Source organism: Amycolatopsis sp. cmx-4-54 (assembly GCF_046548895.1).
Lineage (GTDB): Bacteria > Actinomycetota > Actinomycetes > Mycobacteriales > Pseudonocardiaceae > Amycolatopsis.
The window spans coordinates 122,498-144,141 of record NZ_JAEBEJ010000016.1 but is presented as its reverse complement, the minus strand read 5'-3'; the positions used below and the strand labels follow the sequence as shown (position 1 = coordinate 144,141).

Genomic DNA, 21,644 nt, shown 5'->3' with positions numbered 1-21,644 from the left:
TCACCGCACCGTCAGTCGTTGCCAGAGCGCGTCCACCAGCCGCGGCCATGCCTCCTGATCCGGCTGGTACGCACCCGACGTCGCGAGGTAGACGGCGTCGAGCAGCCTGTCGGTGGGGAGACCGCCTTCCGCCTTGCTCCGTTCGGCGAACTCCCGGATGAGCCTGTCCCGGTGTTCGCCGTTCTCGTCGACCAGATGGCCCGCCACGATCGCCGCGAGCTGCTCCTCGTCCGGGTTCTCTATCCGCAATTGCAGGCAGCGGCGCAGGAAGGCGGGCGGGAACTCCCGTTCGCCGTTACTGGTCATGACGACGATCGGGAAGGCGTGGCAGGCTATCCGGCCGTCGCGGACCGTCGCGGTGCGCTGCGGGTCGGCGGTGTGCACGGTGACTTCGGGATGCCGGTTGCGCACGCGCGCCAATTCCTCGATGGAGAATTCGCCGTCCTCGAAGAGCGACAGCAGATCGTTGGGCAGATCCGCTTCGGATTTGTCCAGCTCGTCGATCAGCAGTACCCGCGGCAACCTGCTCGGGAGGAAAGCGGTGCCCAGCGGGCCGAGCCGGACGAAATCGCCGATCGGTGGTTCTTCCGCCTCGCCGCCGCGCTGCGCCTGACTGGTCGCCGCCGCCTGCACGCGGCCGATCGCGTCGTAGCCGTACAACCCGGAACTCAGCGCGGTATGGCTGGTGATCGCCCAGCGCAGCACCCTGCCGAGACCGAGTTCCCTGGCGATCCGATACGCGAGGCTCGACTTCCCGGTGCCCGGGTTTCCGGTGACCAGCAACGGACGGCGCAGGTACAGGGCGGCGTTGACCATGTTCAGCTCGCCGGCGTCGACGGTCAGCTCCGACAGGGTGAACGCGGTACCGAGACGACGCTCCGCCTCGCCGTCGTCCGGCGGCGGCACGTCGTCCTCCGGGGGCGGATCCCCGCGATACGAACGCCACGGCGGCGGCGCGGGCAGCAACTGCGCGAGATCGATGTCGTGAATGGGCCGTCCGGTTCCCCGGTAGATCCACCAATCGGGGGCATCGTGCTGAGGCGTCCGGTCGTTCACGGCCGTGTCCTGATCGATCCCGCTCATCCGCGGTATCCCCTTACAGTCGAGTCGGGATCAACGGCTGGTCCAGAACGATCACACGTTTCGGATCGTCCCACATTACCACCAGATCGTGAGCCAGAGAATTCTTGAACGGTACCGCCGCACCCGAATTCGCCAGTTTGCGGCGATCCGGAAGTTCGATGAAACCGCTGTCCGCGGCCAATACCCAGTCGAGCAACTCGCGCAGGTTCTCCGGCTCGGCGTCCGGATGCCAGAGCACCACGGGAAGGCCGCTGCGGAGCGCGCTCGTCAGTTCGTCCGGCAGGCCGCCCGGTTCCCCTTGGGGCGACGGGGGTTTCGCCAATACCAGGCCGACCCAGCGATCGTCGCTCAGGATGGCGTCGATCGGGTGATCCTCGAACTCCGCGCCTGAGGAATAGTGCAGCCGATCGGCGGCGGGGTCCTTCACCATCGAATCCCAGCGAACGTGCCATGCCCGATGCCAATGCCTCGCCCGCATCCTTTCCAAGGACCGTATTCCGAGCCGGTACCCGTAGCGCAACGGCTGGGGATGGCCGGTCTCGTGCTCCTTCGCCCAGCGCTGCACGGGCAAATTGATCAATGTCCTCGGCAGCAGGAATTCCACCGACGCGGACATGCTCTGGCCGGACCAGACGCCTTCAGTCTCCAAGATGACGTCGTCGACCCTGAACTCGACCTCGTCTATCCCGATTTCGCGCACTCCACCGAGTGACGGCGGCCAGACCTCCGGATCATCCTGCCGCCAGAACGCGAGCGTGCAACGCGTCGGATCCCCGGAAACCGGTTCGAGCATGATCAGCAGATGTAAATGGGGCCGGTCCGGAATCGGTGGCCTGCTCTGCCGCTGATGCCCGAGAGCGGGACCGAGCCGCAGTGATCGGGCCTGGTCACCGATCCAGTTCGTGATCATGGCCGCGGGCTCGTCCGCCACGTTTTCCGCGAGCAGGCCCAGAAAAGTCAGGGCCGGCGGGACACCGTCCGGCCCCGCGTTGAAGTCGGCGAGCAGGTGGAAAGCGCCCCACGCGTCGGTGATTCCGTCCAGCCGCGGCAACGGGACCGCGGGACCGAGCGCGCGGCTCACCATGACCGCCAACTGGGGGACTTTCAGCCGGGTCAGCCTGCGGTGCAGGCCGGCGAGATCCTTTCGGGGGATCAAATCCAGAACGGCGCTGTTCAGCTCGGCCAGAAACAGGTCTTCGGCGGCCACCGACGCCGGATCGGCGGATTTGGCGACCGGCGCGGTGACTTCTCCGTGCAGTCGTAAATAAGCCGTTCCGGTGAAAGTCTTCACCGAAACGGGTATCGGACTGTAGGACTCGGGCAAGAGGCCCGGGTCCCTTTCGATGACATCGGCGAAAAAACGCTGCGAACAGATGAACGCGATCATCCGGCCGGATTCCGCGAACGCGTCCTTCGCGTGCTGCGCGTCCAGAATGCGGAAAGCGATGTCGACCGCTTCACCGACCCATCCGTTGCCGTCGTCGATCACCTCGCCGGAGTTGAGGCTCACCCGGAGCCGCATTTGCGCCTGCGGCGTCCGCGTGTGGTTGTACCGGCGGAGGGCGACCGCGATGCGATCCGGAAACAGGTCGGCGACCAGGCTTTTCGTCGTTCCGGGTGGCAGCAGGACCAGCACGCCGTCGCCGCGGTCCTCGTGCGCGCAGGAATCGAAGTCGATGCCGCTTTCGGCGAAAGCGGTCTTCAGCACCTCGTACATGCCTTGGTGCACGGCGAGTCTGTCGAGCGGGTTGCGGTCCGGCGCGGTGAACCCCACGACGTCCACCACGACGATCGTGCGGTCGAGAGCCCGCGTCGGTCGCGCCACTGGCCCCCTCCCAAGGTCCACGGCGCCGACCCTCCGGCGCCGACCGCCACATTATCGCGTCGATCGGCCCGGAGGGTGCGTGTCACTTGACAAATTGGACGGGGCGGAAACGTGCTGGGTCAGGCGAGTGGTCAGGACGCGGTCAGACGCCGGCGATCTGCTGAATCCAGCTGCGGTAGCGGGTGATGTTGGTGTAGGCGGTGTTGTTCGACCGGTCGCTGGTCGAGGCGACGCCGACCTGGCGGCCACCGGAGAACATCGGACCGCCCGAGTCGCCGCCGGCGGTGATGCCGTCGACGCGGTTCGCGCAGACCGCCACGCCACCGTTGTAGTCACTGCAGTTGACCGAGTTGACCCGGACGGTGGCGACCTTCAGGTACCGGGACTGGCAGTTGATCTCCGAACCGCACTGGCTGGTCGCGCCCCAGCCGTAGACCTGGACGTTCTGGCCGACCGCGACGTTGCTCGTGGTGCCGAGCGGCGCGTAGGTGGCGTTGACCGAGCTGGTCAGCCGGACGATGGCGAGGTCCGCGCCGGAGTGGCGGGTGATGCTCGCCGCGGTGGCCATGGTGCCGCCGCTCTGCTGGTCGAGGCTGCCGATCCGGAACGTGTAGCTGCCGCTGCCGGCGACACAGTGCTTCGCGGTGAGGATGTACTGCGGCGCGATGATCGTCGCGCTGCAGTTCTGCTGCCCGTTCACGAACAGCCGCGCCGCCCACGGCCCGCTCTGCGCGTACTGGCCTCCGATGATCATCGGCTGCACGCCCGAGGGCTCGGCGGCGGTCGCGGCGGGGGCGGTCGAACCGAGCAGCGCCATGAAGGCGGTGCCGGCCAGCAGGACAAGAGAGCGCAGTCGCATGTTCCGACTCATTTCTGCGGCGGGGTTCCGGCCGCTTCAGTGGGGACGAACGCGCTGATTCTGTGTCGTGCCAAGGGAACCCGGAAACCGACGAAAGTTCGCGCGGGCTACCTATTTATTTCCATGACGGACGGCGGCGGTTTTTGAGTACCCGGCGAAGATCATTAGGTAGTCATTCGCCGAGCAGCCGCCACGCGGTGAGAGCGAGCCTCGCCCTGGTCAGCCCGAGCGGATCGGTCAGGTCGACGCCCAGGCTCCTGCCGATCTGGGTCAGCCGGCGCGCGACGCTGCTGTGGTGCAGGTGCAGGGAATCGGCGGCTTGACGCACCGAACCCGTGGCGCAGTAGGCGTCCAGCGTGCGCAGGTCCTCGGGATCCGCCGCCAGCTTGGAGATCGCGACGACGTCGGCGTTGGCGCGCGTGTCCTCTTCCGGGATCCGCGCGAGCAACGCCAGCGCTCCGAGGTCGCCGTAGTGGATCACCGGACGGCGCGCGGTCGTGAAGCGCAAAGCGGTCCTGGCGTCCTGCCAGGACCGATGCGGGCACGCGGTCTCTCCGATCCCCGCCCGGACGTCCTCCGGGAAACGGTCCGGATCCACCGCGGTGGCGAGGATGATGCCGACGTCGGTGAGGGACGCGGCCTTGACCGGGCGGCCGGGGCAGATCAGGCTTCCGATTTTTTCGAGCGGGAGCCCCGACCGGACGGCGACCACCCGGATCGGCGCGTCGGCGGGGAAACCCAGCAGCCGCAGGGCCCGGGTCCTCGCGGCGTCGTCGCCGTCGGCGCTGATCACGAGTTCCACCAGCGCCGGATCGGCCATGGTGGTGCGGGCCGGCCCGTACCGCTCGACGACCGTCGCCACGGCGATCGCGAGCCGGTCCAGCACCGCTTCGTCGAGGGCGTCGGGTGCTCCCTCGCGTTCCAGCCACACCGTGCCGATCTCCTCGTCGTCGAGGGTGATCGCCTCCGTGATGGACGCGGGCGCGGAGGCCGGCCCGGCTTCGCGGCCGTCCGGCGCCATGCGGAGGGTGCGTCCCGTGCTGTGGAGCCGGATACCCGCCACGCATTCCGCCAGTCCCGCGGTGGCGCGCGCGAGCGCGGGGAGGTCGACCCGCCGCCGCATCAGGGTGTCGTAGAACATCACGACCCGGATCGCGCCCTCGACGTCGGGATCCAGATGCGACAACCGTGCGGCCAGTGCCTCCATGTCCGCGAGCGTACGCGGCGATCGTCGCGCGAAGAGGCGATCACGCGCGACGGATGGCGGCCGCCTTCCGGCCCGGGAGCCGGGAGGATCGTGGTCATGGATCCCGAACTCGAAGCCTTCATCGCCCTGTTCCCGCAGGCGAAACTCGACGACCCGGTCGCGGACCGCGTGAGCTTCACGAAACTCGCCACGTCCGTGCCGCGGCCCGACACGTCGGCCATGGAGGTCGAAGACCGGACGGTGCCCGGCGAACCCGGCGTCCCGATCCGGATCTACCGGCCGCGGGAGGCACAGGGCGCCATCATCTGGCTGCACGGCGGCGGCTGGGTCATGGGCAACCTGGAGACCGAACATCCTTGGGCGGCACGGCTCGCCGAAGCGTCCGGCGCGACGGTGATCTCGGTCGACTACCGGCTGGCACCGGAAAACCCGTTCCCTGCCGCGTTCGACGACGTCTACGCCGTGCTGAACTGGACGGCGGACCACGCGGCCGAACTCGGAGTCGCCCCCGACCGGATCGCGATCGGCGGGCACAGCGCGGGCGGCGGGCTCGCGGCGGCGACGGCACTGCGGGTCCGCGACGAAGGCGGCCCGCCGATCTGCTTCCAGCTGCTCAACCAGCCGGGGCTCGACGACCGGCAGGAGTCGTGGTCGGCGCGGAACTTCACCGACACGCCGTGGATGAACCGAGCCAAGATCACCGCCGCGTGGGGGCACTACCTGAACGGAAAGCCCGCGTCTTCGCCGTATGCCGCCCCTTCGCGGTCCACCGACCTCTCCGGCCTGCCGCCCGCGTATGTGGCCTCCGCCGAGTTCTGCCCCAACCGCGACGAGAACATCGAGTACGCGCTCCGGCTGCTGCAGGCGGGGATTTCGGTCGAACTGCACCAGTGGGCGGGCACCTTCCACGGGTCGCAGGCCATCCTGTCCGCCGAGGTGTCCCGGCGCCAGATCGACGAACTGGGCGGCGTCCTGCGCCGCGCCCTGGCCTCGTCATGACGGCACCCACGACCGCTCGGTTGCTGCGCCCGTTCGCCGGAAGTTTCGCCGCGGTCGTCGTTTTGCAGGTCATCGGCGCCATCTCGGGGTTGGCGCCGCTGCTCGCGGTCGTCGAACTGGGCAGGGCGCTGCTGGTGCCCGGCCCGGCCGACGCAAGCCGGGTGTGGACGGCGGTGGCCGTGGGCGCGGCCGGGCTGTTCGTCCGGCTGGTGCTCACGGCCGCGTCGTCCGGGATCGGGCATCTGCTCGACGGCCGGGTCCAGCTCACGTTCCGCCGTCTGCTGGCCGAACGCCTGGGACGCGTGCCGATCGGCTGGTTCTCGAGCCGCCGCACCGGTGAACTGGCCAAGGTCGTCGGCGAGGACGTCGGCGCCGTGCACCCGTTCATCGCCCACACCCCCGGCGAACTCGTGTCCGCCTTCGTCGTCCCGCTGGTGTCGCTGGTCTACCTGCTCACCATCGACTGGCGGCTCACCTTGATCACCCTGATCCCGGTGGTGTTGGCGGTGGCCATGGTCCCGTTGATGATGACGCCCTCCCGGCTGCGTGAGCAGGAGGAGTTCGACCGGGGTATGGCGGGGATCTCGGATTCGGTCGTCGAGTTCGTCCAGGGCATCGCCGTGGTCAAGGCGTTCGGCGGCGCGGGCCGCGCCCACCGCAGGTTCCGCACCGCGGCGGACGCCTTCGTCGCCACCTTCACCCGGTGGGTGCACGGCATGGCCGGGCCGGCGGCGGGGATGCAGCTGGCGCTGTCGCCGCCGTTCGTCCTGCTGGTGGTCCTGGTCGGCGGCACGCTCCTGATCACCGGCGGCGGCCTCGCCCCGGTGGATCTCCTGCCGTTCCTGGTACTGGGCCTTGGCTTGACCGCACCCGTCGCCGCGCTCGGCCACGGCTTCGACGAACTCCAGGCCGCCCGTCGCGCGACCGGCCGGATCCGCGAGGTGCTCGGGGTCCCGTCGCTGCCCGAGCCGTCGGATCCCGTCGCGCCGCGAGGCCATCGGGTGGAACTGCGCGGCGTCCGGTTCGGTTACGAGGCCGGCCGCGAGGTCCTGCGCGGGATCGATCTGGCGCTCGAACCGGGCACGGTCACCGCGCTCGTCGGGCCGTCGGGCGGCGGGAAGTCCACTTTGGTCACTCTGCTGCCGCGGTTCTTCGACCCGACGGACGGTTCGGTGCTGTTGGGCGGCGTCGACCTGCGCGAGATCGGCAGCCGGGAGCTGTATCGCAAGGTCTCCTTCGTGTTCCAGGACGTCCGCCTGCTGCGCGCGTCGGTCGCGGACAACATCGCGCTCGCCGTACCGCACGCCGATCGCGAAGACGTCGTGCGCGCCGCCCGGCTCGCGCAGATCCACGACCGCGTCCTCGAACTGCCGCGAGGCTACGAAACGGTGCTGCACGAGGAAACCGGGCTCTCGGGCGGCGAAGCGCAGCGGATCTCGCTGGCCCGTGCGCTGCTCGCCGACACGCCCGTCCTGGTACTCGACGAGGCCACCGCGTTCGCCGATCCGCGTACCGAACTGGCCGTGCGCCGGGCACTGACGACGGCGCGCGCCGACCGGACGGTCCTGGTCATCGCCCATCGCCTGGAGACCGTCGTCGACGCCGACACCGTCGTACTGCTGGAGAACGGCACCATCACCGAACGCGGGAAACCCGCGGATCTGCTGGCACGGAACGGGAAGTTCGCCGCCTTCTGGCGTTCGCACCGCTCCGCCGAACCACTGGGGGAACCTCGATGATCCGGATGTTGCTGAGCGTCCTCGGACCCGGCCACGCCCCGCCCGTGCGGCGCACCGTGGCACTGATGACGGCGACCGCGATCGTCGAAGGCCTGTCCTACGCGTTGCTGGTCCCCCTGCTGCGGGCCCTGCTCGGGAGCACCCCTGGCGACGCCGTCCCCTGGCTGATCGCGTTCGGCGTGGCCTTCTCGGTGTTCGCGATCCTGCGTTACCGCGCCGATCTTTCCGGCTTCCGCGCCGGGACGACGTTGCTGCGCGGGATGTACCACCGGTTCGGCGACCATCTCGCCCGGCTGCCGATGGGCTGGTACAGCGGGAAACGGGTCGGTGAGGTTTCGTCGCTGGCCGGACCCGGTGTCCTGCAGGCGATGGGCGTGATCGCGCATCTGCTGGCGCCGTTCATCGCCGCGTGCGTCACCCCGCTGACGATCGTGTTCGTGATCCTCGTCTTCGACTGGCGGCTGGGGCTGGCCGCGCTGATCGCGGCGCCGGTCGTGGCGGCCATCCAGGTCTGGACGGGCCGTTCGATGGCCGCCGCCGACGAAGAGGCCGCGGAACGCGAAAACGAGGCCACCGGGCGGGTCATCGAATTTCTGCGGGCGCAGCCGGTACTGCGCGCGGGCGGGCGCACCTCGGAACGGTTCCGGTTGCTCGACGACTCGCTGCGGGACCTTCAGCGGGCGAACCGCCGGTCCACGCTGTCGGCGCTGCCCGGTGTCGTGGGGCTGACGTTCACGGTTCAGGCGGTGTTCACCGGCCTGCTGATGCTGGGCGCGTTCCTCGCGCTCGGCGGGGGTATCGGGGCGCCCGAGGTGCTGACGATCCTCGTCCTGGCCGCGCGCTGCGCGGATCCGCTGCTCTCGCTGACCGATATCGGCGGTAAGCTCCGCGGCGCCCGTTCGGTGCTGACGAGGCTCGACACGCTGCTGCGGACCGAACCACTGCCGGAACCACCGGACCCCGCCCGGCCGGAGCGGCACGACCTCGAATTCGAATCCGTCGTCTTCACCCGCGGCGGCCGCACGGTGCTCGACGGCCTCTCGCTGACCGTCCACGAAGGACAGAAGCTCGCCGTCGTCGGGCCTTCGGGCGCCGGGAAGAGCACGGTGCTGCAGCTGCTCGCCCGGTTCCACGACGTGGATTCGGGAGCGGTCCGCGTCGGCGGGGTCGACGTCCGCGCGATGGGCACCGAGGACCTGATGTCGCGGATCGCGATCGTCTTCCAGGACGTCCACCTCTTCGACGGCACGATCGAGGAGAACATCCGGCTCGGCCGTCCGGACGCCGACGACGCCGAAGTGCGGGCCGCCGCGACGGCGGCCCGGCTGGACGAGGTGATCGAACGGCTTCCCGGCGGCTGGTCCGCGAACGTCGGCGAGGGCGGGGCGCTGCTGTCCGGCGGGGAACGCCAGCGGGTCTCGATCGCGCGTGCCCTGCTGAAGGACGCGCCGATCGTGGTGCTCGACGAGGTGACGTCGGCACTGGATCCGGTCAACGAGACGGCCGTCCACGAAGGAATCGAACGGCTCATGGCCGGCCGGACCGTGGTGCTGGTGGCGCATCGGCTGCGGACCGTCGAACGCGCCGATCACGTGGTCTTCGTGGACGGCGGCCGGATCGTGGAGGAGGGAAGCCACGACGAGCTGGTCCGGCTCGGTGGCCGGTACGCCGGGTTCCTCGAACTGCAAATCGCTTGACGCCACGCGGGAACGGCAATGCACTGTGCCGATGAAACCTGGGCCGATGAAGACTGGGCCGATGAAGATCCGCTCCACGACCGCCGAGGACCGCGACGTCTTCGTCGACACGATGTTCACCGCGTTCGCCCGTTTCCCGGACACCGCGGGCGAGACCTGGTCCGCGCTCGAACTGGACCGCGGCCTGCTCGCGGTGACGGAGGACGGGCGGCCCGTCGGCACGGCCGCCGCGTACTCGTTCGAGCTCACGCTGCCCGGCGAGGTCGTCGTCCCGGTCGCTGGGGTGACCGCCGTCGGCGTCCTGCCCTCGCACCGGCGGCGAGGGGTGCTCAGCGCGATGATGCGGCATCAGCTCGCCGAGTTCCGGGAGCGGGGCGAGTTCATCTCCGTCCTGCTGGCGTCGGAGGCGCTGATCTACCGGCGGTTCGGCTACGGCCCCGCGACCTACACCGGGCGTCTGACAGTGCAGCGCCATCGGGCCGCCTTCGCCGGCGGGACGGCCGTTGGCTCGATCGAGGTGCTACGCCGGGCCGAGTGCGGCGAGCTCCTGGAGGAGATCTACGACCGATATCGCCGCGCCCGGCCCGGCGCGCTGTCACGACCGCACCGCTGGTGGTCCTTGGGCGCCGGGCAGCCGCCGATCTCCCGGGCGGCGCGCTACATCGCCGTTCACCGCGACGCCGACGGCAGCCCGGACGGGTACGCCTCGTACTCACTCACCGAACCGAGCACCTTGACCGTCGACGAGACCATCGCCGTCGACGACGAGGTGTCCACGGCCCTGGCCCGGTTCATGCTCGAACACGACCTGACCACCGAGGTCGTGTTCAAGCACTGCCCGCCCGATCATCCGCTGCGGTGGCAGCTCGAGGACTTCCGGGCCGGCGAAGTCGGCGACGACACGGACTGGCTCTGGGTGCGGCTGCTGGACGTGCCGCGCGCGCTCACCGCACGCGGATGGTCCACCGACGGCGAGCTCGTCCTCGACGTCGACGACCCGGCGCTCGGCGAGCGCGGCCGGTACCTGCTCACCGTCCGGGGCGGTGAGGCGGACTGCGTCCCGACCGACACCGAACCCGACCTGTCCCTGGACGTGAGCGACCTTGGCTCGATCTATCTCGGCGGCACCGCCCCGAGCCTGCTCGTGCGGGCCGGGCGCGTCCGGGCCCATCGCCCTGGTGCGGCCGCGCTGGCCGACGCTCTTTTCCGTACGGAGCGTTCGCCGCACTGCCTGCACTGGTTCTGATCACGCGCGAGCACACCCGCGCGTGGCCGTACGGCGGCGACAACATGACGTCCGTCGGCGAAGCTGACCTGATACACCTGTGCCCGGGCGGCCGCCTAACGCGCGACGGCATAGGTGAGCAGCAGCGCACCCGAAGCGAACCGTCGGTCATCGACGAGCGTGAGCGCCGTCTTCGCGTACTCGCCATCGAACAGCCGCGTCCCGCCGCCGAGGAGTACGGGGTTCATGACGAGCCGCACTTCGTCGAGCAGCCCGAGCCTGGCGGCGGACGTCGCGGCTCCTCCCCCGGCGAAGAGCGCGATGTCACCTTCGAGGCCGGCGAGCGCCGAGGCGTCTTCGAGCACGTGGGAGTTGTGCCAGTCCGTGGACCGGAGCGTGCGCGAAAGGACGTACTTCGGCAGTTCGTGCATCCGGCGTCGCTGCGTTGCCGAGACCTCGTCTCCGGCGGTCGGCCAATAGCCGGCGAGGTCCTCGTAGGCCCTGCGACCGAAGACCATGCCGTCGATCGACTCCAGCAGCTCGTCGATGTGGCCCTGGAACTCTTCGTCGGCGAACCGCCAGTCGATGTCGCCCGCGGCGTCGGCGATGTAGCCGTCGAGCGAAACGTTGATATGCAGGAAGAGACGCCCCATGTGAACTCCTCGCGCTGACTTTTTGAACAGCTGAACAAGAAGTCAAGGTACACTTCTTGAACGCACTGTCAAGAAGTCGTACGATGACGCCATGCCACGTACGGGACGGCCGCGATCCTTCGACGAGGACCAGGTGATCGGGGGCGCGCTCGACGTCTTCTGGCGGCGGGGTTACACGGCCACGTCGATGCGCGATCTGAAGGAGGACCTCGGCATCCTGCCGGGAAGCCTGTACGCCGCGTATGGCGACAAGCACACACTCTTCCTGCGAGCGCTGGAACGCTACGCGGGCGGCGCCGCGAACCAGGCTGACGCCCTCGCCGAAGGCCCTGTTCTCACACATCTGCGCGAACTTCTGCTCAGCGTCCTCGAAGCGGCACGGGAAGCGCCTGGACGCGGGTGCCTGCTGGGCAACACCGCCGCCGAACTGCTGCCCGCGGACGAAGCCGCCGGGAAGATCGTCCACAGTGGATTCGAAGCGTTGGAAACCGGTCTCACGCAAGGGCTCGAAGCCGCACAGCGTTCCGGCGAGATCCGCGCGGACATCGACTGCGGAGCGCAGGCGCGGCTCCTGCTCGTCGTCATGCAGGGCCTGCACGTGGTGGCCAGGGCGGAGACGGATCCACGCCGGCTCACTGACGCGGTCGACGCCGCATTGGCGCCCTTGACCGCGAAGTGACCCCTGGGCACACCGGCGCCGGTGTGCCCAGGAGCCGGATCACTCCTCGAAACCTTCGCCGCCGCCGTCGAAGGCGTCCTCCATGACCTCGCCGAGGATCATGCCGCCGACCACACCTGCCGCGGCGCCGGCGACCACGCCGCCCATCCCCGGTCCACGCCTGCCGTGGTGCCCGTGATGACCGTGGTGGTCGTACTCGTGGCCGTAGTGCTCCTGGTGCCCGCCGAACATGGCGTGCCCGCCGCTGGACTCGGCGACCTTGGCCAGCCAGCCGTCGATGGCCGCCGCCCAGTCGGTGCGCAGGGCTTCCTCATGCGACACGTGGAAGCGGCCGAAGGAGTCGCCGCCGGAGCGGAACATGCCACCCCGCCGATCGGCCTCCAGCACCACCACGAGGTCATCCGGGCTCGCGACGAAGGTCAACTCCACCTGGCTGACACGACCCGCGTAGCGCGACGGCGGGAAGAACTCGATCTCCTGGAAGAACCCGAGCTCCTGCCGGACTCCGTGCAGCCGCCCGGCTTCGACGTCGGCGCTGCGGAACGAGAAGCCCAGCTCGCCGAATGCCTCCAGCACCCGGTCCTGCGATTCCAGCGGGCCGACGAGCACCGGGTCGAGGTCGCCCTTGTCCGGCGCGCCGGCGATGACGAGCTCGGTCCGCACACCGACGACCATGCCCGGCAGCTCACGTCCGCCGACCGCGCTGATCGGCGTCTCCCACGGCAACGCGAGCTGGAACGGCACGGTGGTCAGCTGGCCCGCCGTCACCTTCACCTTGCGGCCCGCGCTGACCCGCAGGAACTCCGCTGTCCCGGCGCGCTCGTGATCGCCGTGCTCCACCTCGACCCTGGTGACCAGCGAAAGCAGGATCTCCTCGATCTGGGCGTCGCTCGAGCCGCCCTGGATGCGGACCTGGCCGGTGATCACCTCGCCGGGAACGGCGTGCGGTGAGTCGAGCACGGTGTCGACGGACGGGCCGCCGACCCCGAAGGCGCTGAGCATCCGTTTGAACATCAGGGATTTCCTCCGCTGGCTGCTGGAACAAGAAGGGGTACCGGAACACTTCGACTACTACCGAGATTCGTCGCGGCACGCCAGGTAAAACGGGTTAAAACCCCCTAAACGGGCGCGACGTCACTACCCTCTCAGATCGGCCTGACGGACGTCGTGGAGGTGGATGACGTCGTCGCAGGACCGCCCGGGCGAGACGGCCGGGGTCGACCGGGAACCGGGGGTCAAGGGCGAGGGCGGCCCGGGCAGTGTCCAGGCGTGCGCGGACAGGCCCTTCGGATCCGCGAGGTCGACGACCCCGATTCCGGCTCTCTGTCATAACGCCCACCCCTTCGCTCCGATGTCTGAGATGATCATCGTCCGCGGACCGGGGTCTGCGCGCTGGGGTAAAGCTCCTACTTGGGGTGAGGAAAACCCCACCCACGAAAAAGCGGGTGGACCCCGCCGCCGGGGTGTGGGTCCCGGCGGCGGGAATCCACCCGCGTTTATCTCCCTCCGCAGCGGCTGTCCGTCACTCCGCGCGCCACAACGCGGGTGTGGACGGCGGCTCCCAGCCGGGCTGGGCCGTGTGCGCCTGCAAGCACACGTAACCGCGACCGCTGTAAGTGACCCGGGCGCCCGCGGAATAGCCGGTTCCCGCCGCCCAGGTCGACCCGCCGGGCGGGTTGGAGGTCGAAGTCGACGTCGTCGGCGTCGTACTGGTCGGCCGCGAGGTCGATGTCGGCGTCTGCGGCACATTCAGCACGAAGTCGAACGCCGCCTGCTTGCCGGGAGGCTGATCGCGCACGGTCATCAGCAGCCGCGGGTCGAAGATCGAGTCGGTGTTGTTGCGCGGCTCGTTGGGGAAGTAGAGCTGCGTGGTCAGCACCGGCCTGCCGGGTGCCTGGACCTTGACGTGGATGTGCCGCGTACGGCCGGGGTACAGGCCGGGCACGATCGTGCTCAGCGAGAACGCGCCCTGGTCGTTGGTGAACTGGTGACCGCGGAAGGTGTACCCCACGTTGTCGTAGGCGCCGTTGACGTCCGCCTGCCAGAAGTCCAGCAGCGCCCGCGCGATCGGAAGACACCCGAGACCGAAGACGTAACCGGAGACGGTGAGCCTCGTCCCTTGCGTGTTCGGCGTGACGAGCGACGTCCGCTGCGGGGAATTCGGCTTGAAGTAAGGACCTTCGGTCTGCGGCGGGGTCGGGTCGTCACCGTCGTCACAGGCGGGGGTCAGCTCGGGTGCCTGACCGTTCGCGACGGAGGTGCGCGCGAGGGCGGGACCGCCGATCAACGCGACCGGAGCCGCCACACCCGCGGCGAGCGCGGCCTTCAGCACGGTCTTCCGGCTGAGCTTGTGTTCTTCGTCCATACCTGCTCCTCGTGGGGGCTTCGGGAATCACCCTCGACGGTATGGAGAAGATCAGCTGCGGACGATGGACTGAGCTGGTCAGTCGTGGTGAATCTCCGGGGGCGCGTCACCGGTCCTGCGGTAATCGCCGGGGCTCAACCCCGTTTCCCGCCGGAAGAACCGGCAGAAATACGCGGGATCCGCGAATCCGACCCGGCTGGCGACCTGCCGCACGGTGAGATCCGTGCCGCGCAGGAATCGTTTCGCCTCTCGAGTCCTCGCCTCGCGCATCAGTTGTGCCGCCGTCCGGCCGGTCGCCGTTTTCACCGCGTCGGTGAGATATCCCGGCGTGACCCCGATCCGTTCCGCGAGCGCGCCGACCGACCAGAGGCCCAGATCGGGCCGGCCGAGCAACCGGGCGAATTCCGTGCCCACCGCCTGCGCCCTGGCGGGCGGGCGCGGGTCCGCCAGTCCCGGAAGGCGTCCCGCCCGCACGATCAGCACGTGCATCAACGCCCGCAGCACCGAATCGGTACCCTGGCCGCCACAACGGAATTCCTCGTCGAGTTCGGCGACCAGCCGCGCCGTCTCCTCGGCCGCGCGCTCGTCGAGCCGCCACGGCTGCTGGCTCAGCCTTCTCAGGGTTTCGCGATCCGACGGATGTTCGAGCAGGAAATCGTCGGTGAACAACACGACGAATCCGCTGAGATCGCGGGCATCCCAATGATGCACCTGCCCCGGTGTTATGACCGCGAGTTGTGGCGGCCCCAATTCCCAGCGGGTGAAATCGATGACGTGGTCGCCGGTACCGCCGGTGACATGGACTATTTCGTAGAAGGTGTGCCGATGCGGGAACGCCGCCCGTGACATCGGCCCGATCGTGTCGAATGTGCCGACCGTGAAAGGCAGGGCGTCCGGCGCGCGGACCTCCAGCCGATGCAGTGGCAATTCCCCCGCCTTCGGTTCTAGGCAGGGCGTCCTCGGCAACACCGTCGTTCCGCGCATGGACCGGTCCCTTTCACCACACTGGGAATAAAAAGTCTAGACCAATAACCGGCCGTCGGCTGCCGACGGAAGTCGCTTGTCGCCGTCGGGGTACAGTCGCGATCATCGACGCACGTCCGAAGGGTCACCACGCGATGTCTCCCACCAAGTCGCGCGGTCGGGCCTGGTGGCCGGTCGGCGCGTTCGCCGCGCTGGCGCTGGCGTGTGCCGTGGCGTGGGCGACGACGGGCGCTTCCCACAGCGATCTCGAAATCTACCGCTTCGGCGTCGACACCCTGTGGAACGGCGGCGACCTCTACGGCGCGTTGCCGCTTTCCGACGCGGGCATCCCCCTGCTGTTCATCTATCCGCCGTTCGCCGCGCTGGTGCTCACCCCGCTGGCCCTGGTGCCCTGGAGCGGTGCGGTGTTGCTGCTGTTCGCGCTCAGCCTGGCCGCGCTGGGAATCACCTTCTACGGGATCGTCCGCACGCTGTGGCCGTCCGGGGATCGGCGGAAGGCGCTGCTCGTGGCGTCGCTGGCGATCACGCCGGCGCTCTTCCTCGAACCGGTCCGCCAGACGCTCGGCTTCGGCCAGATCAACCTGCTGCTGATGGGTCTCGTCGCGGCCGACTGCCTGCTGGCCAAGGGCCGCTACCGGGGCATCGGCGTCGGCCTCGCAGCCGCGATCAAGCTGACCCCCATGGCGTTCCTGTTGTTCTTCCTGGTACGCAAGGACTTCCGCGGCGCGCTGACCGCGTCGGGCACGTTCGTGGCCGCGTCCGCCGTCGCGTTCGCGGTCGCCCCGGAGGCTTCCGCGCGGTATTGGTTCGGCGGACTCGCCGGGGCGTCCGGCATCAGCGGCACTTCGTTCCACACCAACCAGACCCTGCAGGCCGTGCTGGCGCGATTCGGCGTCGAGGGCGCCGCGAAACCGCTGTGGATCATCCTCACCGGTGTTCTGCTGCTTCTGGTGACACTGACCATGTACCGGTCGGCGGTGGTGCCGGCGCTGCTGCTGAACGCGACGTTCGCCCTGCTCATCTCGCCGACGTCGTGGTCACACCACTGGGTGTGGATCGCCCCGGCGCTGTTCACCACCGCCGCCTACGTGGTGCTCAGGCGCCGGGCGGTGGTTTGGCTCGCCGTCACCGGCGTAGTCGCCACGATCTTCGTCGCGGCGCCGTTCCGGTATTTCCCCGCCTTCGACCGGCCGGGCCAGACCTGGACGACCACCCAGCAGTGGCTGGGGAACTGCTACGTCGTCGCGGGCCTGGTCTTCCTCGTCGTCGCGGCCGTCATCGCGCTGCGGAAAGGACCCCGATGCTCGACCTGAGCGGCACCACGACCCTCGTCACCGGCGCCAGCGGCGGCATCGGCCACGGCATCGCCCTGCGCTTCGCCGAAGCGGGCAGCGCAGTCGCCGTGCACTACCACCGCGATGAAGCCTCCGCGTTCGCCCTCGTGGAGCGAATCCAGAACGCGGGCGGCACCGCCAAGGCGTTCTCCGCCGACCTCACCGACGACGGCGAATGCCACCGTCTCGTGGCCGCCGCCGCGGCATGGACCGGACGGCTGGACACGTTGGTCAACAACGCCGGAGTGCAGCCGATAGAACCCTTGCCGGAGATGTCGGCGGAAAGCTGGCGCGCCGTCCTCGACGCGAACCTCACCAGCGCGTTCTCGTGCACGCAGGCCGCGGCCGAGATGATGGACGGCGGCAGCGTCATCCACATCGCCTCGATCGAAGCGGCCCATCCCGCGCCGGGGCACGCGCACTACAGCAGCGCGAAGGCCGCCCTGGTCATGCACGCCCGCGCCGCCGCGCTCGAATACGGGCCGCGAGGCCTGCGCGTCAACGCCGTCTCCCCCGGCCTGATCGACCGCCCCGGCCTCGGCGACACCTGGCCGGAAGGCGTCCGCCGCTGGGAACAGGCCGCGCCTCTCGGGAGGCTCGGCACCCCCGGCGACGTCGCGAACGCCTGCCTGTTCCTCGCGTCGCCGCTCGCGGCGTGGATCACCGGGCACAACCTGACCGTGGACGGAGGCGTCTCCGCGCATCCCACCTGGTGATCACGGGTTCGCTCGCTTGCTTCACGTTCCCTAGTGGCAATTCGGCTCATGTTCAGTTTTTCGCCGTGGCTCGATCCTGTGCTTCATCATTTCCGGCGTCGACACACGGAGCTCGCGCAGGAGACGTGCCCTTCAGGGCTGCGTTGGCCTGCTCCCCTACGACCCGGATCCGGGTGTGTGAGCGGTTGGGCGCCTGCTGGCCTGCGGAGCGCCCTCAGTAGGGCAGACGGCGCCGCGGCAGCCCTTGTCAGCCCAGCAGCGGATGTCGGCGGCGGTCAGTGCCTCGATTATCCCGTGGGCACGGCGGCCTTGATGTCGTGCACAGCGCCGGGCAGGGCGGGCGAGGCCCACAACAGACGGCCGAGCGAATCGACCAGGACCTACACGTTCATCCCGTGTTTGCGGTGCTTTCCGGAGTAGAAGGGGCGGTCGGCGGCGATCCGGTCGAACTCCAGGAGCGTGCCGTCCAGGATCACAAAGGCGATCCGCCGGGCCTGCCGGATCGCGTCGGCCAACTTGGGCGCGAGCAGGTCGACTGCTTCGCGGAGGTAGCGGTAGGCAGTGGCCACGCCGATCCCGAAACTGGCGGCGAGGCGTGCGCAGGTATCCCCGCGGCGCGCAGGTGCGCGAGCACGAGCAGTGTCTGGCGAACGCCGTTGCAGGTGCCCCGGCGAGGAGCCGCAGGTGCGAACTGGACAGGTCGATTGCGGATGAGTAGACAAGCATGGCGAAGTCCCTGGTCGAGCGAGTGACCTTGGACCGACGAACTCCAGCCTGTCGCACCAAGGTTGGTAAGTGCTCACTGCCTGACGGGTGATGTTCAGGGCACGATACTGGCCTTCATGACTCCAGCGAACCGCCCGGACAAAGTCCACTTGAGGGCGTTCACCGAGGCCGACCTCGCCTTTCTCGACCGCCTCTGCACGGATCCCGATGCGCTCGGCGAGTTCGAGTGGCCGGGATTCGGTGATCCGAGGGCACGCCGCAAGCGATGGGAGATCGACGGGTATATCTCCGCCGAGTCCGCGGCGGTTGCGATCGCGGGGACCGACGACACGGTTGCCGGCATCGCCACCTGGAAGCCTCGCGGCTTCCCCTCGGGTGTCACCTACGAGATCGGCGTGGGGGTGCTACCCGAGCATCGTGGACAGGGGGTGGGCACGGTGGCGCAGAGGCTGCTCGTGGACTACCTGTTCGGCCGCACGACTGCGAACAGAATCGAAGCCCTCACCAATGGCGGTAACGTCAGCGAGCAGAAAGCCCTCGAACGCTTGGGGTTCCGCCGGGAAGGGGTCATGCACGGCAGGTCCTTCCAGCACGGCAAGTATGTCGATGTGCTCGTCTACGGTCTGCTCCGCTCAGAGCATTGTCCCGGAACGCCATGAGCACTCCTCCCAACCTGTTCAGAGTGAGGCTCACGCAGTCTCGCTTCGCGTTCTTTAAGCCCTTCGCGATCTTAATAACGCTTCGGTTCTTTAACCTCCTTCGCACTCTTAAGCGCGCTTCGCTTCTCGTTTTAAGCAATTTCCTTTGTTGGTCCGTTTGGGCTAGCGCAGGTGTTCGACTCGGGGTAATGTCGGTGTCGTGGCCAGCGACGATGCACCTTCAGGGACGTCCACCGAGTGGTGGCGCGTCGACACCGCGACGCTGCATGCCCGCAAACAAGAACTCGAAATCCTCAAGCGCCGGGCGGATGCGGAACAGAACGCGATCCTCGCGGAAATCAATTCCCGCGGTATCCGTGGATGCAGCGGGCATGCGACGCTGGCGGCACTGATTTTCGAGGACTTCCTCGTAACGGACAAGGAAGCCAGTGACCGCGCCGACCGGGTCCTGGCGCTGCACCCCGGCCCGGCGATCGGCGGCGACCCCGAACCACCGTTAGCCCCGTTGACCGCCCAGGCCGCCGCTGAGGGCGTGATCGGGGGGTCGCAGATCGACGCGATCATCCGCACCCTCGCCCGCATCCCCACCGCCGTCGCCGAGGAGGACGTGCGGGGCGGGGAGAAGATCCTGGTCGAACTGGCTCGCCGGGCGGGGCCACGGCAGATCGCCCGCGCCGGACGCCGCCTGCTCGACACACTCGACCCCGACGGCAAAGAACCCCGCAACGAAAACCCCAAAGACACCCGCCCGGAGCTACGGTTCATCAAACACCGCGACGGCACCCTCGGCGTGAAAGCCAGACTCGACCTCGAAACCTACGCCCGCCTGAAATCCGACCTCGACCCCCTGGCCAAGCCACACAAGGCCATCGACGGCGTGCGGGACTCCCGCACCCAGGACGAACGCTACGGCGACGCCTTCACCGACTACGTCCGGCTGAAAACCACCAGCCGCAACCTCCCCGGACAAGCCGGAGAAGCCACCCACATCCTCGTCACCATGTCCTACGAGGATCTGATCAACGACCTCGGTGAGGCGCACTTGGATTTGGTGGGGCCGATCAGCGCCACCGACGCGAGGATCCTCGCCTGCGACGCACGGGTGCGGCCCGGTGTTCTGGGTACCGCAGGCGAACCGTTGGACATCGGGCGGTCGAAACGCACCGTGTCACTGGCCCAGAAATACGCGCTCACCCTCCGCGACGGCGGCTGCGCCTTCCCCGGCTGCGACATGCCCGTCCCCCGCTGCACCGCCCACCACATCGTCTTCTGGCGACACCACGGCGAAACAAAGATCGACAACCTCGTCCTGCTCTGCACCAAACACCACCGGCTCATCCACCACAGCACATGGAAAGTCCGCATCGCCCAAGACGGACTCCCCGAATTCACCCCACCTGGCTACCTCGACCCCACCGGCACACCGAGACGGAACACCATGCACCTCAGGACCTAGGCCGAACCTTGCAACCTCCGAAATCGAGTCGGCCCGGCGACGCCGGGCCGCGACATCGGCCGGCGCGGCTTCGACGTCGGACCACGTGGCTCCATCTCTCCGGCCCGATCGCACCGGAGACCGGCCGGCCACGCCCTCTCGTAGCCGTCGCCAGTCAGAACCGCCCACCGGAACCGCCGCCATCCAGAACCGCAGCTTTCCAGGACCGGCGCGGCAAGCGAGACAGGCGGCCGGAACATCACCGGCTCCGGATCTCGGCCCCATGCCTCAGGTTCGTCACCAACGCCGTCGACTTTCCTGTGACAGCGGCGGCGAGCGGCCGTTCGAGCCCGGGAAGGCGTGCCACGTGAAGAAGCAGACGACGCGCCTGGAGCAGGAATCGGTCGGCGGGCAGGAACCATCGCGCGCCACGGCGGGCGACATGCTGCTTTTCGGTTACCACCGGGCGGACCAGGTTTTCGTACTCCGCGAATGCGGTTTCGATCGAGGTCGACCGGGTGAGTTGTTCGGCCAGCACGAACGCGCCCGTGATCCCCAGCGAAGCGCCCTGTCCGGCGAGAAGGGAGACGGCATAACAGGAATCGCCGACGAGAACGACCCGGCCACGGTTCCATGACGGCATCTCGATCTGCGCGACCTGGTCGTAGTACACCTCGCTGGAAGGCGGACACAGCGCGAGCGCTCGAGGGACCGCCCAGCCGAGCGAACCGTAGGTCGCGCGGAGGGCCGCTCGCGCGTCGTCCGGCAGGGCCGGATCCGTGGTGCGGTGCACGGCGTACGCCGCGAGCTTGCCGTCGCGAAGACCGTAGAAACCCATCTGCATCCCGATCGTGTCGGTCAGGCAGAACCGCTCCCCCACCTGCGCACGAATTTCCTCATCCTCGAAAACGAAGGCCGCCGTATGAAACCCGAGATGACTCAAGAACCGGCTCTCTTCGCCGAAGACCAGCCGCCGCACGGTCGAATGAATCCCGTCGGCCCCGACCAGCAGATCGGCTTCGAGTGTTTCGCCGTCCGCCGAAGTGACCCGCACCCGGTCGCCGAGATCCTCGACTCCCGTGACACCGGCACCGAATCGGACGTCCACTGTGGACGGAAGTCCGGTGTGCAGGACACATTCCAGATCCGGTCGCATGATGCTGCAGAGCCTGCCCCGCACCGATTTGGCGAACCGGACGTAGTCGATGGCCGCCCGGCGGCGACCACCCTCGTCCAGCAGACTCGCCTCGTTCACCCGGTACGCCGCGGCTTCGACCTGAGGCAGCAGGCCCATCTCCTCGACGGCGTCGAAACCGGGGCCGAAGAAGTCGATCATGTAGCCCTGCTCGCGCGGTCCCGCGGCCCGCTCCAGCACCACGACCTCGACGTCCAGCGTCGCGAGCCGGTGCGCCAGCGCCAGCCCGGTGATCCCGGCACCGCAGATCGCCACCTTCATGAG

The 21,644-nt window shown here is 68.8% G+C and carries 18 protein-coding genes and 1 pseudogene; 9 read left to right on the top strand and 10 right to left on the bottom strand.

Going from position 1 to position 21,644, the window contains the following annotated elements; all coding sequences use genetic code 11:
• The 4 genes from ACLJQ7_RS37785 to ACLJQ7_RS37770 all read right to left on the bottom strand — a co-directional run bounded on the left by ACLJQ7_RS37785 (position 1) and on the right by ACLJQ7_RS37770 (position 4,974).
• A complete protein-coding gene (locus ACLJQ7_RS37785; RefSeq protein ID WP_410652980.1) occupies positions 1–1,083 on the bottom strand; it encodes an AAA family ATPase in 1,083 nt (360 codons plus the stop codon).
• A gap of 13 nt (positions 1,084–1,096) precedes the next feature.
• Positions 1,097–2,908: a hypothetical protein gene (locus tag ACLJQ7_RS37780; RefSeq protein ID WP_410652979.1), complete on the bottom strand. Its 1,812-nt coding sequence runs from the start codon at positions 2,906–2,908 to the stop codon at positions 1,097–1,099.
• 142 nt (positions 2,909–3,050) lie between these two features.
• Positions 3,051–3,767: a S1 family peptidase gene (locus ACLJQ7_RS37775; protein ID WP_410652978.1), complete on the bottom strand. Its 717-nt coding sequence runs from the start codon at positions 3,765–3,767 to the stop codon at positions 3,051–3,053.
• A 172-nt stretch (positions 3,768–3,939) separates the two neighbouring features.
• Positions 3,940–4,974 (bottom strand): PucR family transcriptional regulator, encoded by a 1,035-nt coding sequence (locus ACLJQ7_RS37770; protein WP_410652977.1) that lies wholly within the window; start codon positions 4,972–4,974, stop codon positions 3,940–3,942.
• Between the two features lie 96 nt (positions 4,975–5,070).
• Here ACLJQ7_RS37770 and ACLJQ7_RS37765 point away from each other — a divergent pair, with 96 nt between their 5' ends.
• From ACLJQ7_RS37765 to ACLJQ7_RS37750, 4 genes are all read left to right on the top strand, one after another.
• Positions 5,071–5,973 carry an alpha/beta hydrolase gene (locus ACLJQ7_RS37765; RefSeq protein WP_410652976.1) on the top strand — a complete coding sequence of 301 codons (903 nt, stop codon included), beginning with the start codon at positions 5,071–5,073 and terminating at the stop codon, positions 5,971–5,973.
• Positions 5,970–7,712 carry an ABC transporter ATP-binding protein gene (locus ACLJQ7_RS37760; protein WP_410652975.1) on the top strand — a complete coding sequence of 581 codons (1,743 nt, stop codon included), beginning with the start codon at positions 5,970–5,972 and terminating at the stop codon, positions 7,710–7,712. Before ACLJQ7_RS37765 ends, ACLJQ7_RS37760 begins: the two co-directional genes overlap by 4 nt.
• Positions 7,709–9,409, top strand: coding sequence for an ABC transporter ATP-binding protein (locus ACLJQ7_RS37755; RefSeq protein WP_410652974.1), 1,701 nt, complete (start codon positions 7,709–7,711; stop codon positions 9,407–9,409). The genes ACLJQ7_RS37760 and ACLJQ7_RS37755 overlap by 4 nt, the downstream gene beginning before the upstream one ends.
• 61 nt (positions 9,410–9,470) lie before the next feature.
• Entirely contained in the window at positions 9,471–10,655 is a 1,185-nt protein-coding gene (locus tag ACLJQ7_RS37750; protein WP_410652973.1) for a GNAT family N-acetyltransferase, read from the top strand.
• Positions 10,656–10,750: 95 nt separating this feature from the next.
• Here ACLJQ7_RS37750 and ACLJQ7_RS37745 read toward each other — a convergent pair whose 3' ends face one another.
• Positions 10,751–11,287: a dihydrofolate reductase family protein gene (locus ACLJQ7_RS37745; protein WP_410652972.1), complete on the bottom strand. Its 537-nt coding sequence runs from the start codon at positions 11,285–11,287 to the stop codon at positions 10,751–10,753.
• A gap of 91 nt (positions 11,288–11,378) precedes the next feature.
• On the opposite strand from ACLJQ7_RS37745, the gene ACLJQ7_RS37740 reads away from it, so the two are divergent.
• A complete protein-coding gene (locus tag ACLJQ7_RS37740; protein ID WP_410652971.1) occupies positions 11,379–11,966 on the top strand; it encodes a TetR/AcrR family transcriptional regulator in 588 nt (195 codons plus the stop codon).
• Between the two features lie 39 nt (positions 11,967–12,005).
• Here ACLJQ7_RS37740 and ACLJQ7_RS37735 read toward each other — a convergent pair whose 3' ends face one another.
• From ACLJQ7_RS37735 to ACLJQ7_RS37725, 3 genes are all read right to left on the bottom strand, one after another.
• The gene (locus ACLJQ7_RS37735; RefSeq protein WP_410652970.1) at positions 12,006–12,980 is read right to left on the bottom strand and encodes a sporulation protein; all 975 of its coding nucleotides are present in this window, start codon (positions 12,978–12,980) and stop codon (positions 12,006–12,008) included.
• Positions 12,981–13,488: 508 nt separating this feature from the next.
• Positions 13,489–14,331, bottom strand: coding sequence for a carbohydrate-binding protein (locus ACLJQ7_RS37730; RefSeq protein WP_410652969.1), 843 nt, complete (start codon positions 14,329–14,331; stop codon positions 13,489–13,491).
• Positions 14,332–14,409: 78 nt separating this feature from the next.
• Positions 14,410–15,315: an AraC family transcriptional regulator gene (locus ACLJQ7_RS37725; protein ID WP_410652968.1), complete on the bottom strand. Its 906-nt coding sequence runs from the start codon at positions 15,313–15,315 to the stop codon at positions 14,410–14,412.
• 134 nt (positions 15,316–15,449) lie between these two features.
• Here ACLJQ7_RS37725 and ACLJQ7_RS37720 point away from each other — a divergent pair, with 134 nt between their 5' ends.
• Positions 15,450–16,628, top strand: coding sequence for a glycosyltransferase 87 family protein (locus ACLJQ7_RS37720; RefSeq protein WP_410652967.1), 1,179 nt, complete (start codon positions 15,450–15,452; stop codon positions 16,626–16,628).
• Complete coding sequence (locus ACLJQ7_RS37715; protein ID WP_410652966.1) at positions 16,616–17,365, top strand: SDR family NAD(P)-dependent oxidoreductase; 750 nt, start codon at positions 16,616–16,618, stop codon at positions 17,363–17,365. The genes ACLJQ7_RS37720 and ACLJQ7_RS37715 overlap by 13 nt, the downstream gene beginning before the upstream one ends.
• A 30-nt stretch (positions 17,366–17,395) precedes the next feature.
• On the opposite strand, the pseudogene ACLJQ7_RS37710 reads toward ACLJQ7_RS37715, so the two are convergent.
• Positions 17,396–18,091, bottom strand: a pseudogene (locus ACLJQ7_RS37710) (transposase family protein).
• A 116-nt stretch (positions 18,092–18,207) separates the two neighbouring features.
• Here ACLJQ7_RS37710 and ACLJQ7_RS37705 point away from each other — a divergent pair.
• Complete coding sequence (locus tag ACLJQ7_RS37705; protein WP_410652965.1) at positions 18,208–18,750, top strand: GNAT family N-acetyltransferase; 543 nt, start codon at positions 18,208–18,210, stop codon at positions 18,748–18,750.
• Between the two features lie 199 nt (positions 18,751–18,949).
• Positions 18,950–20,206, top strand: a complete 1,257-nt coding sequence (locus tag ACLJQ7_RS37700; protein WP_410652964.1) for a DUF222 domain-containing protein — start codon at positions 18,950–18,952, stop codon at positions 20,204–20,206.
• Positions 20,207–20,444: 238 nt separating this feature from the next.
• On the opposite strand, the gene ACLJQ7_RS37695 is transcribed toward ACLJQ7_RS37700, so the two are convergent.
• Complete coding sequence (locus ACLJQ7_RS37695) at positions 20,445–21,641, bottom strand: FAD-dependent monooxygenase (protein WP_410652963.1); 1,197 nt, start codon at positions 21,639–21,641, stop codon at positions 20,445–20,447.
• Positions 21,642–21,644 lie beyond the last annotated feature (3 nt).

Bases quoted from the DNA above. Each gene is read 5' to 3' on its own strand.
- ACLJQ7_RS37705 (WP_410652965.1), top strand. From the start codon at position 18,208: ATGACTCCAGCGAACCGCCCGGACAAAGTCCACTTGAGGGCGTTCACC.
- ACLJQ7_RS37695 (WP_410652963.1), bottom strand. From the start codon at position 21,641: ATGAAGGTGGCGATCTGCGGTGCCGGGATCACCGGGCTGGCGCTGGCG.
- ACLJQ7_RS37785 (WP_410652980.1), bottom strand. From the start codon at position 1,083: ATGAGCGGGATCGATCAGGACACGGCCGTGAACGACCGGACGCCTCAG.
- ACLJQ7_RS37725 (WP_410652968.1), bottom strand. From the start codon at position 15,315: ATGCGCGGAACGACGGTGTTGCCGAGGACGCCCTGCCTAGAACCGAAG.
- ACLJQ7_RS37775 (WP_410652978.1), bottom strand. From the start codon at position 3,767: ATGCGACTGCGCTCTCTTGTCCTGCTGGCCGGCACCGCCTTCATGGCG.
- ACLJQ7_RS37720 (WP_410652967.1), top strand. From the start codon at position 15,450: ATGTCTCCCACCAAGTCGCGCGGTCGGGCCTGGTGGCCGGTCGGCGCG.
- ACLJQ7_RS37750 (WP_410652973.1), top strand. From the start codon at position 9,471: ATGAAGATCCGCTCCACGACCGCCGAGGACCGCGACGTCTTCGTCGAC.
- ACLJQ7_RS37765 (WP_410652976.1), top strand. From the start codon at position 5,071: ATGGATCCCGAACTCGAAGCCTTCATCGCCCTGTTCCCGCAGGCGAAA.
- ACLJQ7_RS37735 (WP_410652970.1), bottom strand. From the start codon at position 12,980: ATGTTCAAACGGATGCTCAGCGCCTTCGGGGTCGGCGGCCCGTCCGTC.
- ACLJQ7_RS37745 (WP_410652972.1), bottom strand. From the start codon at position 11,287: ATGGGGCGTCTCTTCCTGCATATCAACGTTTCGCTCGACGGCTACATC.
- ACLJQ7_RS37755 (WP_410652974.1), top strand. From the start codon at position 7,709: ATGATCCGGATGTTGCTGAGCGTCCTCGGACCCGGCCACGCCCCGCCC.
- ACLJQ7_RS37715 (WP_410652966.1), top strand. From the start codon at position 16,616: ATGCTCGACCTGAGCGGCACCACGACCCTCGTCACCGGCGCCAGCGGC.
- ACLJQ7_RS37760 (WP_410652975.1), top strand. From the start codon at position 5,970: ATGACGGCACCCACGACCGCTCGGTTGCTGCGCCCGTTCGCCGGAAGT.
- ACLJQ7_RS37770 (WP_410652977.1), bottom strand. From the start codon at position 4,974: ATGGAGGCACTGGCCGCACGGTTGTCGCATCTGGATCCCGACGTCGAG.
- ACLJQ7_RS37740 (WP_410652971.1), top strand. From the start codon at position 11,379: ATGCCACGTACGGGACGGCCGCGATCCTTCGACGAGGACCAGGTGATC.
- ACLJQ7_RS37730 (WP_410652969.1), bottom strand. From the start codon at position 14,331: ATGGACGAAGAACACAAGCTCAGCCGGAAGACCGTGCTGAAGGCCGCG.